An 18,537-nucleotide genomic window follows, 5' to 3' on the forward strand; every position below is an offset into this window, starting at 1 on the left:
AGTCGTTAATTGCAAAAAGTGGCAACTTTTATCTTTGATGTAGCATCAAATTTAGCACTGTCATGACGGCCACCCATAAATGAACAGTACATTCTTGAAACGTTCCAAAAGTGAGAAGAATTTTGTCGTTTTCGAATGCTACTTTTTGAGCGAGCTGTGTTGGACAGTAATTTGGTTTTATATTTACGCAACAATTAGAAAACCACTATAAAAATAGACTTAGCCTATTTCCATGTAGAGAACGTTTTTATTGCAGTTTTATTGACTTAAACCAATATGTTGTGAATATAAACGAGTGACTTATGAGATGTTTAATAAGCCCTATTAAAGATCTCATAATTGGTTCCAGGCTTTATCGTTAGACTAGGCTGTGCAAAAGCCGCGGCCTTTCCGAACTGGCGTTTTGGCAGGTCTGAAGTGGCATTTTTGATTATGGGCCCCTTTAACCTCTCAAGCCTTATTTACCGATGCTGCTATGTTTCATATGTTTAAATGCGATGCTTTTATGCAGGCGTTATTGTTCTGCTATTGGCCATATAAAACTATGCGAGGGTGTTCAAGTTCGGCTGTTATATCATATTTAAAGCAAAGTAACTGCCGTGATGGAGGCAGTTACTTATCAACATGATGTTAAGGCTTGATTTGGCAGGGCGCTGGGCCACATAGCGGGGTGGTTGCGGGTTGTATTTCATATTCATATGCATACTGAATATAGTTTCTGTCATAAATGTTTGTACACTGTCCTGTTTCAGCGGTTAGGTAGGATTCATTGGCCGTTCTCTGGCCCAACTGAACAGTAAAGAAGCGCCCGTCATTAATTTGCTCATTGAAATAAACTCTGTCCGGAACCGCGTTTATTCTTTTGGGTCCGGTGCAACCATGTATGCGATAATAGTAAGTAAAATCCTGTTTATAAAACGCTCTACGAGGGTATACGGTTTTTATATTCTGGCTAAATTCATCTGGCATGATCATGACAGCTAGGTCTTCCCATTGCTGACCTTCTTCTAACTTTAAGATACGGCCCAGTTTGGTAACGCCATCACCTTTATACAAATATAACACCGAATCATCACTGTATTTTTGTTGCACACGAAGTGAGTGGAGGCGTTCAATGCCGGGACTATCCTGGCAATCGCCAGCGCCCTGAATGGTTACCGGTTTTTGTTGCTCAAAGGCATTAACCAGCAAAGCATAGCTGGCTTTGCCACTGGCTGTATTCAACGATAAAGTCCAGTGTTGTTGGTATTCACTTGCAACACAGGCTGCGGGTGTTCTTGATTGAACCGGGCTGGCCAGCTCTATCAGTACGATATCATCCTGGACCGTCAGAGAGTCTATTTGGCTACTGGCATGACACATTGGACTGGCACACAGTATCGCAAAGGTAAATACACGTGCCTGAGGCGCAGAGTTAAACATGTGAGAAATTCCGTATCTGTTTTATTTTTGGGGATTTTACATTGCTTTTCAGAGACCGAAAAGCGAAAATAGGTACTAACTAAAATAAAAACACAAAGATTCATGCCCATTAAAATCTGCTTGTTTATGATAATTAGCCTGCTAGGGCTGGGGAAAGTGTTCGCAGAGCCAATAAAATCAACGCCTCGTGCATTTTTAGGCGAAGTAGAAATCGTAAATGATGTGGTGTATTTTCAGGCTCTTCTGCCTGATATCGCCTCAATCGGTTGTGCTAGCACGGATGCGCCATTTCATTGGGCGTTCTCTTTGAATTCTGCGGAAGGTCCTTCTTTGTATCGGGCTATATTAGCCGCTCAATCCGGCAATGTTCAGCTGGCTGTCACTCCCGCAGGGGACTGTGCAGTCGCATCTGGGGTCGCGCGTCCTGCAGCCATCACACTATTAAAACCCAAACAATAACCAGACGACTCAGCGGCAATGTTTGAGTCAGCACGAAGGAAATAGCCGCATTTGCGGCATATGAACTAATATCAGGGACATTATGAAACTCTCACCCGTTTTATTACTGATGGCAGTGCTTTGTCACATGCCGGTTTATGCATCATTACTTTCGCTATCGAGCTATGACTTGCTCGATAGCCGCCCTGAAGTGCCCGCACGAACACCAAATGCTCGTCAGGAGTGGGATGATTACCTGCTGACGCTTAAGCACTTAGAAAATGGTGAACGGGTGTTAACCTGGCATCCCCAGGCTGGTCAGACGATATATAAAGTGGCATACAAAACCTCTGGTGGGGCCTGGACAGAGAAACTAACCACAGATACTCAGTTCGCGATTGATGCCTCTTTGTCGGGTGCGGTGGAATTTAAAGTAACCGGGTGCGAAAGCGAATTGCTGTGCCGTGACTATGGCAATGAACTCAGCACGATATTAGATGAACACAATAATGGTTTCCTCTATCTGCCACAGTATGTACCGGGTAACACCGCTTTTCGTGTTTCTTATACTCAAGTTGCTGATGCCACGCGTTATACCTTGCAGCGCAGCAAAAGTGACAATGAATTTAAAGACATAGCAAACCGGGCACACCGAACGGGTTTTGCACAGGGACATTACGATGAAAGCGTGCTGGCTGCAGGGCGTTATTGCTATCGACTGGTGACTCACGACGCAACACAAGCTGCACGGGTTTCTGCGCCAGCATGTACCGAAGTCGACATGAGAACGATGCGAACGCCGGAACATTTTGTTGCGCAAGCCCAGGCGCAGGGCATCTATAAACTGAGCTGGCCTGACGTTGAGCGCGCCGACTACTATCGCCTTGAACGGGAGTCGTTAACTCTGGTTACATCAGAATCTGAGTCTGGGTCACAAGTGACTGAGCCTGCAATGATAACAGCGGACTCAGCGACACGCTTTGCACGCAGCGCGCGAATGGTCCAAGCAACACCGATGACTGAAAAACGCACCTACCTTAAATCCTGGCAACTAGTCGGAGATGATAAAAATACCGACAAAACTCAGGTTCATACCCTGGATACTTTCGAGCTTTCGGGTGCACAAAACTATCGTTTATCAGCGTGTGATAAGCAAGCCCAGTGTTCAGCGCCTAAGACATTGTCTTATACTGTACCGGTAGCACATATGGTAAAAGGGCTGCCCGAGTCAGCAACAGCTCAAGCGCTTAATCAGAACACAGTAAAACTGAACTGGGTAGACGTGCCTGGCGCCGACACCTACACGGTGACTATGTCGCGTAAAGGCGCTTACTGGCAGTCCCGTTATACCGGGATCACCGATACCAGCTTTACTCAGGAAATTTATTTGGCCGGAGACTACCGATTTGAAATTCAGGCATGTCTGGATTCCGGGTTTTGCGGTCAGACAAGTCAGGTCGGCACTGAGCTGCGTTTTTCATTGGGCTCAAACTCAAGTATGACACCCTCTGTGTTGGTTGTGCCTGAGCGGGTAAATCCAGGGGCCGCGTTTGAGATCAAATGGGCAGCGCCACGTAGTGGCGAAGTGGCCCAATACGAAGTACAGGGCGAATTACAAAGTACGCTGATCAAGGGGGCTTTCGAACAAGGTCCTGATGGTTACTACGCTTTTCGTCGCCCGGCGCTGCCTCATGGCAGAAAGTACTGTTACAAAGTGCGCGCCTGGTTCACCACCGGAGAAGCGGGGGCTTATACCCCGACCCAATGTGTTGCCGTTGGCGAGACGGTATTTGATGAAGTAGACAACTTTCAGATAAATCACGTTTCTCGCTATGACTTTAATGTCAGCTGGGAAGCAAAGCAGGGGGCCAGTGCCTATCTGCTTGAACTGCAAACGCGTACCGATGATGGCAAAATTCGCTGGCAGCCTGTCTATTATGGTGAGCAAACGCGAGTAATGCAGCAGCTTGGGCCATATCATTTGCATCACTATAACCGTCTCGGTCATTTGGCCATGCGTGTATCAGCGTGTAACAGTGAACGCGTGTGTGGTAACCATATGCGCGCTTACCTGCGTAATATTTCCACCGCTGCGTTTTTAAATCCGGTCTATTTACCACACAAAACGCCGGCTTGTATTTCAGTGCCCCAGCAGATTGAGTCTGGTGAGCCGCTCAGTGTGAATTGGTGTGAAACACAACACAGTGGTGTTGCAAAATATGAATTACTGGGGGAGCTACAGAATGTGATCCTGACCGTGACGGCGGATACCGCACGGCGTGATATGCATCAGTTAATGACCACGACCCGAAACAACTTAGAAGCTGGCAGGGAATATTGTTACAAAGTCCGAGCTGTCTATCAGGATGGCAGTGTCAGTGGCTTTACCGATAAGGTGTGCACCCAGATTGGGCCCTTGGAGTATCCAGCTCCGACGGACTTTTCAGTCAAAGCGCTCACTGAAAAAAATCACTTTGAGCTCAGCTGGAAAATAGTCTCTGGGGCTTCTTCCTATCTTATGGAGCAGCAAACTCGCCTGGGTGTCTGGCAAACAGTGCCTTGCCAGCTGAGGAAAGTCGCGTTTGGTTGGCTCGCTTGTACCGTGCAAGCGAGTGCAACTCAAAAAGTCCCTGAACTAGACAAAGTCGTTTACCGAATTGCTGCCTGTAGCCGCCATGGTAAGTGTGGCAACTTTACGCGATTATCCTTTAACCCAAATCCCGCGCCTGTTATGTACCGTGATTCACTGGGCAACTTATATCAGGCTGAACAAGCTGTGGGCGTAGGCGCTATCGCCTACTACAAGCGCGTTAAAGGCCCCCAAGGCTGGTACTGGCAACCACTGACGCTCAGCCAGTGGCAACAATTGGCGCTGCAACCTATCAAACTGAATGCTCCGAGTCTGAATGTGACGAGAAAATAACACATTGCCAACGGTGCATTGGCTCACACATACAGAGTCACCACGTCATCAAACCGCCTGCCTGTCTGTAGCTTAGGCTATGCGTGGCAGGCGAAAAATAATACACACTGGAAACATGCTACTGCGAAAAAGTACCAATAAGGAGGTCTTTTGAAAAGACGGTTAATCTCAGTCAGACGCAGTGCCATGCTGTTAGCCCTGATGGGCTTCAACAGTATGGCGTCGACTGATAAGCCTACCAGCTACACCCTCAAATGGAGTGAGGTTGAAGGCGCTTCACATTATTTATTAGAAGAAAAACAAAGTGATGGGAGCTGGAAGGGGGTTCATGAACAGCAAACTGCTGAGCAACAGGCGACAATCAGCAAAACCAGTCACGGTAAATACACCTATCGGGTTAGTGGTTGTATTACAGACAGCAGTCAGACAGTGCACTGTGGAGAAGAGATCGCGGAATATAGTGACCCTCTGACAATTGATACCGCGAATATCGTGCCTGGTGACGATATTTTTAACTTTTTTGCTGCCACCAATGACAGTAATTTGGTGGACTTGCCAGCACCTGGTACGGGCAATATCACCGCGGTTACGCCAGGTCAATTCAGAATTGATGAGTCGGGAAATGCCACGTATCACATACCGTTTGACTTGCCGATTGGGCCAGCTGGTGTAAAGCCCGAACTGGGGCTGAGTTACTCAAGCTCTAACACACATATAGGTACTGCCGGTATCGGCTGGTCGTTGAGTGGCCTTTCTGTCATCGCACGTTGTCCAAAGTCGCATTTTTACGACAAGCTCGGCAATACATTTGTTGAGGACGTGCAGCTGGATCAAAATGATGCATTTTGTGTTGACGGACAGCGTCTTATTGAGATTGAAAATGGGAAATTCCGTACCGAGCAGGATACGTTTACAGAATACCAAATCTCGTTATCCGGAAGTGAAGTTTTAGGCTTTACCGCGACCACCAAGTCAAATGACACTTACTATTACGGGGAGCCTGACACCTTAGCGAGTACAGTGACGTCTAACTCAGTCAAAACCATTCAATCTGAGCTGACGGGTAATTTAGCGATTGCCAACACCTGGGCACTAAGTGCTGTATCAGATCTCTATGGTAACCAGATTAACTATCAGTACATGACGTCCAATCAACAGGTAACATTACAAAAGATTACATATGGTCAGGTTGAAGTTATTCTGAATCATAGTACGTTGGGCTTAGGTGCAAAATATGGCTATCGCCTTGGGCAGCGTTATCAGCAGTCTCAATATTTAACGTCAGCTTCAATTCAGGTCAATAAAAAACACTACCGATATTACGACCTGAAATATAATACGGTAAATAATAATAAGTATCTCACTTCGGTTACTTTACAGCGTGATGCTAATCAGGGCAAAGCGAGAGCAGTGACTTTTACCTGGGATAACTCTGCACCTGAATTTAACAATGTTGCCGACTCAACATTGGACCTGAGCGACATAGATAATGCCTATGCCAAGGTTACCCGTATTCTTGATTTGAATGGGGATGGATATTCGGATCTGATTGCACCAACCAGTGATAAAAACTGGAAAGTAAAGTTTGGCAATGACGATGGCAGTGAGAGCATTTCAGTTGCTATTGCAAACGACCCATCATCTCACTATAGCTTCAAGAATGCGCAGGTTACCGACTTCAACGGGGACGGGCGACAAGATTTGATTATACCTGTTCACAGTGATCAACATATCGTTTGGCAGGTTATTTACTACGAGCCGAAAGAAACGTCAATAGAATCCTGCGAAGGGGGAGCGAACGCAACTTGGAACAGAGAGCGAGCACGTGAACTAGGGTTCTGTCGTACGGTTGTAATTAAGACAAACTTGAAGTCAAAAGAGCTGTTCAGAACGCCTAATAACCGCTCTGGCAATGCGGAATACCTAGCAGTTGATAATATACGCTTTGCTGATGTCAATGGTGATGGCCTGCTGGATTTGACCTACCTGGTTCATAATCGCAGGGCTAATCAATTTAGCTGGATTGAAAACAGTTCGGTAGTTGCCAGGCTTAATCTTGCCAATAGCGGCGGCACTGCGCATTTTGGCGATGAAATTGAGCTGTTAAATTCAGACGATTACAAACAGGACACAACAAAGGAAAGCCGCTTTGTAGCGCTGGAATGGGCAGAGCATAACGGTGATGGTCTGTCAGATGCGGTGGCTGTTATGGCTGAGTATATCTATGGCACTATCAATATGGGACACTATGGTTCAGGGATTATAGCGGGCAATATTCACCAAAGGCATGCTGTGTTTACAAACAAAGGGCTGAGTTTTGATTCGTACAGTACGTTCGCCAGTGAATCCCTGGAGGGGACTAAATACTCCTCGTCCCAATCGGATATTTTAGAACCTGAAATAAAGCTATCTGATCTCAATAGGGATGGTCTTACCGATGTGATCTATAAAGATAATGGACATTGGTACGGTGCGGTTTCAAACGGAGTTGGACATCTAAGTACCAAATTGATTTCGCCACTGAACGACAAAAAGAAAGAAGACTTTTTGTTTATGGATTTTGATTCTGACGGCGGTGTAGATTTGGTAGTTTATGATGAAAAAAGCAAATACTGGCAAGTCTATGAAACACGCTCGAATACCTCAGATTATGGGTTTTATGAAACGGAAAAGTACACAGGCAACCGCAGTGCAGGTGACCGTTATCGCGCTATTCTGACACTTCAAAAGTCGGATGAAGATGCTATTCAGTATGGAGACTTCGATGGTGATGGAGCAACCGACTGGGCATTGTATTCCAGTTCCGGAAAAGAGTGGCGCATGTACCATCAGAATTATCAAAAATTTGGTCAATTATACAAGCGCAATGCTATTCATTCTTTTACAGATGGGATGGGAAATACCACCAGCGTGGAGTATAAACCGTTAACGGATGCGAGCGTCTATGAAGGCGTTGTAGAGGCTCGTTTCCCTATCCTCTCAATCACTAACCCCATCTATGTTGTTAGCAAAGCAACCAGCCCCAGTGGTTCATCCTCAGGAGGCGTAGCTTCTATTGATTATGTATATGCCAATATGGCGTTTCATGGTCAGGGTCGTGGCTTTTTGGGTTTTGGCAGGTTGACGACAATAGATAGTCGCCACAGTGATTACTATATGGTTTCTTCAACGGAATATAGTCAGGGTTTTGATGAGACGCAAGAGAAGAAAACTTATCTGAAATCGCCCCAGCTGGTGGGGATGCCGTTGTCGACCAGACAAACCATGGTGTCAAAATCAGACAGTACCGAGATCCTGTTGTCTGAGTCGAGCAATCGCTATGAGACGATTACTACGGTGGCTGGCAGTGACCCCAATGTAGTGCGTGGCCCTTATTTTACTTTTGTAAAAACAAGCGTAGAGTCGAGCTATTTGCTTGATACACCCGAAGGGGGGCAAGTGTATACCAGTGGTGCACTCAAGTCGAAAACGACGACAACACAGAGTTTTGACCATCACGGCAACCTAACCAAGAGCGAAGTCAAGGTAACTGATAGCGTCAATAATACCTATACGACAACGACCGAAAATGACTACAGTAATGCTCCAGCAGACTGTCCCGATGCATCCGCGCTGAACAGCTTTGGTGGTGATTATGCACGTTTTGGTCGCCTTACGTGTACCAAAGTGACAAAAGAAGCTGTTGCAAGGACAACAGAAACTCGCTTCAGTGCGTTTGGTTATAACAGCAAAGGGGTTTTAGCCGCAGAAGTCGTCAATGCCAATGACGATAATCTAAAAGTAACGACAACTTATGGATTTGATTCATATGGCAACCGAACGTCAACTAAGGTTTCAGCGAAACAATTACAACACAACAATGCATTTGGTAACAAGCCGACATTTGGTGAAGCTTTTTCTCGTGAATCTCGCGTTAAGTACGACGAACAAGGCCGATTCATTGAGTATGAAGTCAACGCCGCAGGACATGCTATTTGTTATGAGCGGGATAGTACATCTGGGCTTGTAACGTCAAAAAGAACCCATTTAGTAGAGGGCTCAGATCCCGGCTCAGACCTTTGTGCGCAGAGCGGTGGAATGGAGACTACATATCACTACAACCTACTGGGGCAACTAGTTGGTGAAAAGTCACCATCTAATATCGTCACCGCTATTACCAGAGAGATAAACAGTGTCGGGCTAAAAGAAACGGTAAACCGCTCAGGCAAGCAGCCCAAAGTAACCCAGTACAATAAAATGGGTAACCCGATAAGTGAAATAACCTATGGCTTTGATGCCAATAAAACCAGTGTTGTATACATTAGTTATGACGACTTTGGACGGGTGTATCGCCAGTCGGTACCTATGCAGGGAAGTGCGCATGGCCTGTTGCTGAGCGGTCTCCCACAAAGCAAATTGATATTTACCGAATATGATGTGCTGGGCAGAGTGATAAAAACGACGTCTCCAAGCTTTAATGGAGAGTCAGTTACAGTTACGACTAAATACGATGGTTCTGTCGTCTTCGAGACCCATAGCAGTGGGGATAAAACGACAGTCAAGCGAAAAAGTTACAATGCACTGGGTGAACTAGTTTCGGTGACGGATAACAGTGGTCACCAAGATGCGAGTGGTATTGTGTATGGCTACGATGTGCATGGTCAGCTTAAAACAACTCGAGATGGCAAAAATAATCTGGTTGCAATGTCTTATGATGTCCTTGGCAATAAAACCAGTATGCAGGATCCGGATAAGGGCAACTGGCAATATGCCTATAACGGGTTTGGTGAGTTAAAGTGGCAAAAAGATGCCAAGGGCTCTGTCACCTGGTATAACTATGATGCGCTGGGCCGCACTACAGCTCGGATAGACAGTGCTCAATCTGACTTTTCTGCTCAATCCCGTTGCTTCAGTTATGACACATTGGGGGTTGGCACGCTGGAGTCAGAAAAAGTGGTGTCTGGCCGTAGCTGTGATGTGGATGCCAATAAAGAGTTTGAAAAAACGTATCAATACGATGCGTTGTACCGCCCAGAGGCAGTTGCCACGACAGTTTATAATAGCAGCAAAGATAACTATACCGTTAAGCAAAGCACGTCATACGATGCGCTGGGTCGTGTGTACCTCAAGAGGCTGAGTGAAACCTTTGCGGTGGGTTATAAATACAATGCACGAGGCTTCAAGTATCAGGAAGTCGGGCTGCGTTATAATCCACAGACTCACAAAGTGGATGAAACCACGTTGAAAACCATATCAACAGTGAACCACCGTAACCAGGTAACCTCCGAAACCTATGCAGGCCAAACGCTGAGTTATGGCTATGATGAGTATACTGGCCTTAATAATGGTCTGACAGCAAGCGGAATTCAGACTGGTCGGGATGGCGCACAAGGGTTCTCTGCTGCATACCAATATAATGGCTTTGGCCAGTTGAGCACTCGTACTTTTACTAATCTCTACAGCAAGGCCAGTGAAGAAACCTTTACCTATGACGGACTAAATCGATTGTCCACAGCGACAACTAGGTTTGGTACAGCCAGCCAGTCTTACCATTATTGCTATGATGTACTTGGCAACATGCTGAAAAAACGTTCCGACACAGCTTGTGGCACAGGTACAAATCGCTTTGAATATGGCAGTAGTACACGCACTAATGGCAACGCCGGGCCCCATGCTCTCAGGTTAGATAACAAAACCGGGAAAACCTATCACTACGATAATAACGGTAATATGACCTCGGATGGTGAGCGTACATTACGTTATTCAGGTTTTGATAAAGTGACGCAGATCCAGAAAAACAATGCGCTGCGCGTTGACTTTAGTTACGGTGCTGGTCTGAGTCGTTACTACCGTAAAGACACTTATCTGAGCGGTGCGGACGAAGCCAAAGGTAAGGTAAACAGAGAAACCTATTACCTGGGCGCATATCAACGTATTGAGACTGACTCAGGCGAGGTGACTAAGCAATATCACATCGGTAACATGCAGATCACCGAAAACATGATCACAGGCAAAGTGACGCATAAGCTGTTGGTGCGCGATCACCTGGGTTCGGTATTGGCGGTCAGCGAGATCAACGCCAATCACACAGCCGGGATACTCGTTCAGACTTTCCGTTACGATCCATTTGGTCAGCAATATGCGATGAGCGAGGGGTTAGGCAGTCTGTTCGAAGGGTATATGCGCCAGGGCTTTACCGGCCACGAAATGCTCAATGAGGTCAATATCATTCATATGAATGGTCGGATCTACGATCCAACGCTTGGCCGCTTTTTACAGGCTGACCCGTATATACAGGCGCCACAGAATAGCCAAAGCTATAATCGCTACAGCTATGTACTGAACAACCCGCTGAGCTATACCGACCCGAGTGGGTATTTCTTCAACCCGCTTAAAAAGCTGGGTCGGAACATAATACGTGCGGCAACCAAGATCTTTGGTAAAGAGGTGGTCAATATCGTTGGTACTATTGTAGCTACAGTCTATGGTGGGCCCGCTGGGGCAGCGATTTGGACATATGAGTACAACCGGGCTATGGGCGTGCCAAGTTCCGGAGCGCTGAAAGCCGCGGCAATTTCATATGTAACGGCGTCCGCATTCCAGCAGATAGGGAAACACTTTGATGCTCTAAGCGGAGCAACACCAGAATCAACGGTTAGCTTTGGTGGTAGCATGCTGACCGGCTCTCAGGTTGCACAACAGATTTTTGCACATGCAATGGTTGGCGGAATTTCATCGACTTTACAAGGTGGAAAGTTTGGCCATGGCTTTTTCAGCGCCGGTGTAACCAAAGGTGCTGGAGGCGCGTTTTTGCCAGGAAGCGCCGACATTGGTGGTGCACTCGATCTTGCTAAGAACACAGTGATTTCAGCCATGATAGGCGGGACCGCCTCTGTGATCTCTGGCGGTAAATTCTCTAATGGTGCGCGCACTGCTGCGATGCAGTATCTGTTAAATCAGGCTGGTAAGGTTGATTATGCGAAGATCAGAGAGGACATGTGGCGTACGCTAGGCGAGCACTGGGATTCCATATGGGAAGAACAAAAGATGGTAGCATCAAATCCAAACGCTGCTAAAGTTGTGGTGGGTGCAGTGGGTTTAGTTACTTGTCCGATAAATGGCTGCAGTGTAGCTGCATACGCCATTTCAGGTTTGACATTGTCTGATGGGTTAATAGAGGGCTCTACTGTTGAAACAGTGTTGAACCAGACTGAACTCGTAAGCCCACAAACCGCTTCGAAGGCAGGCTCTGCGGTCAGCATTGCCACGGGTGCTTATGGATTTTCTGGGGCTATTAAAGGTATTGGTACCAGAGCCATTACTGGGAATGGCTTATCAAATAAGGTTCAAGTCCCCCTTACTGTAGTAGATACCACTGTTTTTCAGTTGGAGCTACAGGGCAATATTGATAAAATTTCTAATTAATTGGGTGGAATTAATGTCTTCTTTTAAAAGGTTAAAGGATGTAGTTATTGTTATTTCTCTTATAGGAGGCTTCTTTATATGTCTAGCTCTCGTTTTTATAAATGATAATAAGGTGGCTATAGAATCGAAAGGTATTCTTGATGGCTACATGTGTGAGTATTTAGGTGGTAAAGGAAAGAATTACCACCATAAGTTTTCTTTACCGGAAAATGAATATACCTTCACGTCAAAGCAAGCATGCAGTAGCTTCAAAGAACCGGAGATTGGAAGAGAGTATAATTTTTCTTATCTTGAAGATACCAATAAAATCATCAAATTTGGAGATGTTATAACTGAACGAGAAGGAAACGCTGAACGAAAAAATGGTTCAATGGCACTGTATTTGATGTCGCTCATTTTTTTATTGCTAGCTGTAGTAAAAGTTAAGCGCGTATATTTCACAACTAAATAAGGCTAAGAGTTAGTAAAATGAGGAGCTTTCTAAACCTTTGGATTGTTCTTCACTAACAAGAAATGTACTAATCTTTTCACATGCACTAAATAAATAGAGTTTTTTTTAGTGCATGCTGTTTTAATGTTTACTTATCAACTGTTGTTTTTGCTGCTTGTCAATATGCGCAGGTAGAGAGGTAACTTCCACGACAATTACATTCACCATTTTAAATTGTGTTCTTTTTGGGTACTGCTTGTCTCAAATTTGGACAAGGCCGTTTATTTCTTACCCGACGGTTATTGTACGGTAGACAATTGATGCAAGGAAATGCAATAAAGTATCTAACTTTGCTGCGAAAAGCCGCGAATTCCTTATTTTCCTTTTTCGCTTTAGCTGTCTTTGCAATTGATACAAAATTGAATGATTTTGGGTGACTGGCCTTGTGTTACTGCGGGCGCCTTTGCTTAAAATCAAAACTGGCCTGTCTGAGCGGCCGTACAACTGCATCACCAACGTTATAATTAAATTAAAACGGAATTAAAATGAACTTGCCATCTGCTACTTTAGATTTAGCTGCTTCCACATTGGGTGAGTTTAGGGTGGACGAGTCAGATAAGTCGACTTACCTGGCACCGTTTGAATTTCCAAGCTGCTACAAAGGTAGTCATGTATTCCTGCACATTGTGAGCGCTCTTGTGACATACCTATATAGCTCGTATAGCTCGGTGCCCGTCGCTTACAATGTCTAGCCAATACGAATATTTAGCCTGTTCTTAGGGGGCCTTACCTCTATGTGTCTCACTTCAATTGCTTAAATCCCTAAATTAGGTAAAATCAACTAAAACAAAAGGTTCGGCATCACGAGCATAGCCAGTCGGCGCCTTCACTCGAAAATATATTAACAATGCACCTCAAATTATTTGCTGCCATGGTTGCAGTTTTCCCTTTGCTCGTTCAGGGGGTTGAATCTTCAATCAGGCTGGAATGGTGTGTATCGTTGTATTCCTGACGAATATTTTGAGGGAACTGATACGGTTTCTTTCTGGGTGACCGATGAACAGGGGATGCAGTCAAAGCACGGAGAAATCCGTTACCACGTAAAAAACGCCAGACAAAGAGGCAAGCTTAAGGCCCTCACTTTATCTCAGGCGAAATAAGCGACCTGGCGGTGGTGTTTTCGCACTGCGGTCAAAGGGGAGCAAGTGTATTGTTTTTATCGGTTGTTATTAACCCACTCACGGACAAGGTATGAATCATCGGATTATCTGTTTACTGATTTTATTGGTCTTGCTGGTAAGCACGGCCAGTCAAGCCAGCCCTTCAGCACCATTTATTGCGCTCCCAGCCTATGCCAAAGCGGGAAGCCCCTATCAACTGGTGATCCACCCAGTGCCACAAGCAACAGAATATCAGATCTATGAGGGTGAGCAGCTGGTAAAAACTCAAACGTCGGAATCTGCTTCTTTTACAGACTATGGTCAGGCTGTAAAGCGTTATCGGGTTAAAGCGTGCAATGCGGCAGGGTGCTCAGAGTTTAGCCATGAAGCGCTAATCTATGTACGTCTTGCGCAAAGTGCATCGCCGAATATTAAAGTGCCTGTCAGTGTTGCTGTAGGTGAGCAGTTTTGTATTGAGCTGACTGAAGCGACGGGGGCGAGTCGGTATGTTTATTATCGCAATGGTCATGTCAGGGTTGGACAATGCACCCAGCTGGACCAACCTGGCTGGGCAAGTTTTTGGGTTGTTCCTCAGGGGTCTGCATTGCAGAGTACCATTTTTGAGGTGTATGCCTATGAGCCTGGAGTCTTGCCAGAACGAGAGCAGGTGCCCATCGTTAGCGCTCCTGAGCATGTTTCGCAGCTGCGGACTCAGCCTCTGGCATATACACAGGTCCCCGGTGCAACTTATTATGAGATCTTTGAAAACAACCAGCTAAATGGCACGTCAGAACAGCTTAGCTATACGCCAAAATGGAGCGGTGAGCGTGTTCGTAAATTTAAAGTCCGGGCTTGTAATGGGCAAGGGTGCGGTGCGTTTGGCAATACGGCCGTGACTGTGGGCTATACGCTGGCGGTTAATCTGAGTGTACCTGAGATCGGTTACAGTAAACAAACCTTTTGTATCGCGCATGATAACTCACCCGGAGCTGACCGGTATTATCTAAAGTACGGGAATGCCTCGCAAAGTATCGCTGCGCAGGGATGTACGGCTTTTAATGAACCTGGGTTCTATGCACTTTCTTTAATGGCGTGTGCACCTTGCAGTCAGCGAAGTGGGGTCGATAACATTCTGATAATACCTGGTAAACCACAGGGGGTTCAAGGATTTAAAGCATCAAAAATACGGATTTTGCAAGGTGAGCAGGTTACATTTACATTCGATCCGCCAGCAACCACCAGTGGCCAGACCCGCTATGAATTATTTAGAGAAGGCAAGTTGACAGAGCGTACAGTGGCCAGCCCGTTCTCAATTAATGAGCCACAACCAGGGTTATATAATTATCAGGTGCGTGCTTGTAACGAGGCAGGATGTGGCGACTTATCGGAGAGCGTGCAGGTTAATGTCGGTTTGCCGCCGGTTGAAGTCACTCCTCTGGCGTCTGTTTACCTTGAAAATGAACAGCCGGTGACATTGCGCTGGGCATCTTTAGGGGCTGATGTGCAATACCAGGTTTATTACACATTTAATGGTACTGTTCAGCATTTCCCCGATTTTATCTCGGAGTCCTGGGTCGAAATTGGCCCACTGAGTGGTACTGGTACGCTGTGTATGTTTGTCAGTGCCAGAAAGCTGGTGAGTGACACTCAGGCAGTGGCCAGTCCCGGTGCCAGTCAGTCATGTACGACAATTCACAGGCGTACCCGGGTTGTCAGGCAAACGCAGCCGGAAATTGTGTTGGCTCAGGGACAGTCATACACCCTGTCGGTCACGGATTTTGAATTTGAGAGCCCGAATGGCCACAACGGTGTCATGCGTCCAGCGTTAATGTCACCAGGGGCAAACTATGTATTGAGTGAAGACACACTAACTTTGACTCCTGATCCTGGTTTTTTTGGTGAGCTGACTGTGCATGCGGTCTTTAAGGATAATAAAAACGTCGAGACCAACCCAATAGAGTTACGCATCAAAGTAATTGATGGGCGTCCCAGTGTCCCCGATGTGGCTCTTCCCATTAAGCATAAAACCCGGTGGGACTATATCAGTACTTATAACGCCAATTCCGATCCCAGAGGTCTGCCTATTGTGAAGGCCGAAATTACCCTGAATCCAGTGTTGGGTACTGCCCGGATACACTCGGACCTCAAGCACATAAGTTATACCCACTTAATTGGCGAGCTGTGTGCGTTCAATGACACCATTACAGATTTTTTTGAATATCAAATCACCAACAGTGCAGGCTTGGTGTCTGAACCAATCAGGGTCACGCTGACCATGGACTGTCCTTATGATCCCACTCCTATTGCACGAGGTGACGTGTACAACTATCACAAGAACAAGGCTATCACATTTGATCCGCTGGATAACCGCTGTAACGATGGATACGCACAGGACGATATACTCCCTGAGTTTTGCATTGGAGATGACTTTGACCCGTATGACTATCAAATCAAGCTAAACCGCATTACGCTGCAGCCCCATACCGGAACCTTAACCGTAGTAGGCAAAACGGTCATTTACAGCCCCAAGCCCGATACCTGTGTGACCGACTGGTTTATGTATACGATAGTGAATAGTAACGGGCTGGAATCAAAGCCTGCTCTGGTCCGTCTTGAATGTGGGTTCAGGCCGGCATTAACTCACTCTGATACTGCACACCTGTTTACGGGTCAATCCGTCAGGCTGAATGTACTGGCAAATGATGAAGATCTGAATGACCCCCCTTTACCACTGAGGTTGCATAGCATCACCACGCAGCCCGAAAAGGGCCTGGTTACTATTAACCACGACAACACGCTGACATATACCAACACAGAGACTTGCTATGGCGGGCATATGAGCTGGGACCGGTTCGCCTATCAGATCCGCAATGGTGCTGATAATGCAGCCATAGAGCCGGGTAAGGTCACGATAGAGATTATGTGTGGGGCGCTTGATATTAAACTGGCAGATCGGGTCATTGAAAACGGCAGCAGTACGCAGATAAGCTGGCGTTTACCAACAGGTTACCAGTGTCAGGAGCAACACCATGGCTGGTTGGCAACAGAGCAGGGCACTATACAGATCAATCAGCCTGCTAAGGGCACTTATGATTATCTGTGGCAGTGCAGTAACAAATATAATGCTGCCACAGAGCAAGTTGCGATACAGCTACAGGTTGTGGATGTGATCCCTCAACAGATGGAGATAAGTTGGTCAGACAAACAAGTGAGAGTTGGGCAGGCTGTGCAACTACGCTGGTCATTGTCACCTGGGGTGGAATGTTACGCGTCACCGTGGCGACTGACTAACACAGGGAGTAAGTCAGTGATGATATCCAGATCTGGCGTGCATGTTCAGTCGTGGATGTGCTCCTATTCAGGCTCCGATGTGCCTGTTGAACTCACCACGCAACTAAAAGTGACCAGATTAACTGCACCACTATTATCACAGTGATGTTTGTAAGCGCAACAGGGGCGAGTGCGCGCCCCTGCCTAGATGCTGTGTGAGCGCCTAGCCTCGGACAACCGATACGCCAAGCAGTTCAACAAACCCCGGCTTTGCCCTGCACGTATCACTTTGTTTTATTTTAATGGCCAGTTTGTGGCTGGCAGCCATTAACAGGTTCAGGTGCATGGCCTGGCCCTGTGGTGTTCCGGCAAAAAACACCCAAACATTTGCATTGTGATTTTGTTTGGTTCTGGCGCATACGGGCGTGACCAAGCTCGTTTCATAGGTGCGCAGGGTAACCCAACCATCTTCGACTATAATGTCCTGAATATGGTAATGCTGTTTCGCTGTGTTGGCGTATGTCAGCGCGGGTAACAAAGGCATTATAATGAGTGCCATGCAGCGCAACCAAGTACGTATTCGTATAACGTTCATTCGGTAATTACTCAACAGAGTCTTTCACACAGGCCAGATGTAACCTACTGGCACAATGGCTGATGCTGGCACTGTGCTTAGTGGTGGCGATGCCATAAGAACGGTAATATTCATCGGAGAGTACCCTGTTAAAGTTAAAACAATTAAAGTTGCGAGGTTGGTTCTTATAAACCAGCCCGGGGTTTGGGAACGTGTTAAACTCCATCCCATTTTTGAGTCGTAGATAGGTTTCTAAGCCGGTATGACTGCTATTTTTGGAATGCATGCCCAGGGCCACCTCTTCGATGGCATCTGGCGTCCATACCTGCTGCGTTAACTCATCTATGACGTCTTTACGGTCTTCCCAGCGCATACCGCGTGAGCCCGGATACTTGTTGTGACAGATATGGTCAATGGCATCAATAGGTGCGCGCCCCGGAGCATGTAGCTTGGCAAAATCTCCTTGATAAGGACCCGCAAAACCCGCCCAGGTAATAGTCTTGCCGGACTGGTTACTGCCAATAGACAACACGGAGACGCGCTTGGCTAACTCGTAACCAGAATCTTTCACACAGGTTCCGCTGGAAGTGACTTCGACACTGGCACCAATGGACATGGCCGTGACCAAAGAGGAGTAGGTTGCTCTACCTGAGTCTGTGCTTAAGTCGGTACTCCAGTATGATTTGTTCTCGCTGGCAACACAGCCAGGCGCAGTAGGCGACTTAACATCGGTGGTCTTAAAAACAGCCAGATTGCGTTCAACACTGAGTTCCACAATGGTGCCAGCTTGTAAAGAAAAAGTACTGCTGGTCAGTACCGCGGCGATGATAAAAGTTGGTTTTAAATTCATGGTATTTCTTCAAGTTAATTTATTACGCAGCTACACTTCCCCGGTACTGTGTTAGTGGAGAAGTGC

Annotated in this window: 8 protein-coding genes; 5 read left to right on the forward strand and 3 right to left on the reverse strand. The window is 46.4% G+C overall.

What is annotated here, in order from left to right; translation table 11 throughout:
• Positions 1–630: 630 nt before the first annotated feature.
• A complete protein-coding gene (locus AT705_RS18060) occupies positions 631–1,422 on the reverse strand; it encodes a hypothetical protein (protein ID WP_058797648.1) in 792 nt (263 codons plus the stop codon).
• Positions 1,423–1,548: 126 nt separating this feature from the next.
• Here AT705_RS18060 and AT705_RS18065 point away from each other — a divergent pair, with 126 nt between their 5' ends.
• The 5 genes from AT705_RS18065 to AT705_RS18085 all read left to right on the forward strand — a co-directional run bounded on the left by AT705_RS18065 (position 1,549) and on the right by AT705_RS18085 (position 17,213).
• Positions 1,549–1,881 carry a hypothetical protein gene (locus tag AT705_RS18065; protein WP_157576856.1) on the forward strand — a complete coding sequence of 111 codons (333 nt, stop codon included), beginning with the start codon at positions 1,549–1,551 and terminating at the stop codon, positions 1,879–1,881.
• Between the two features lie 82 nt (positions 1,882–1,963).
• The gene (locus AT705_RS18070; protein ID WP_058797650.1) at positions 1,964–4,783 is read left to right on the forward strand and encodes a hypothetical protein; all 2,820 of its coding nucleotides are present in this window, start codon (positions 1,964–1,966) and stop codon (positions 4,781–4,783) included.
• A gap of 150 nt (positions 4,784–4,933) precedes the next feature.
• Positions 4,934–12,187: a toxin TcdB middle/N-terminal domain-containing protein gene (locus tag AT705_RS18075; protein ID WP_058797651.1), complete on the forward strand. Its 7,254-nt coding sequence runs from the start codon at positions 4,934–4,936 to the stop codon at positions 12,185–12,187.
• Positions 12,188–12,200: 13 nt separating this feature from the next.
• Positions 12,201–12,638, forward strand: a complete 438-nt coding sequence (locus AT705_RS18080) for a hypothetical protein (RefSeq protein WP_058797652.1) — start codon at positions 12,201–12,203, stop codon at positions 12,636–12,638.
• Positions 12,639–13,868: 1,230 nt separating this feature from the next.
• Positions 13,869–17,213, forward strand: coding sequence for an Ig-like domain-containing protein (locus AT705_RS18085; protein ID WP_058797653.1), 3,345 nt, complete (start codon positions 13,869–13,871; stop codon positions 17,211–17,213).
• A gap of 57 nt (positions 17,214–17,270) precedes the next feature.
• Here the strand turns inward: AT705_RS18085 and AT705_RS18090 are convergent, their stop codons facing one another.
• Both AT705_RS18090 and AT705_RS18095 read right to left on the reverse strand, forming a co-directional pair.
• Complete coding sequence (locus tag AT705_RS18090; protein ID WP_157576858.1) at positions 17,271–17,606, reverse strand: hypothetical protein; 336 nt, start codon at positions 17,604–17,606, stop codon at positions 17,271–17,273.
• Between the two features lie 43 nt (positions 17,607–17,649).
• Positions 17,650–18,471, reverse strand: a complete 822-nt coding sequence (locus AT705_RS18095) for a hypothetical protein (protein WP_058797655.1) — start codon at positions 18,469–18,471, stop codon at positions 17,650–17,652.
• Positions 18,472–18,537 lie beyond the last annotated feature (66 nt).

Origin of the sequence: Pseudoalteromonas rubra (assembly GCF_001482385.1) — a bacterium.
Classification (GTDB): Bacteria; Pseudomonadota; Gammaproteobacteria; order Enterobacterales; family Alteromonadaceae; genus Pseudoalteromonas; species Pseudoalteromonas ardens.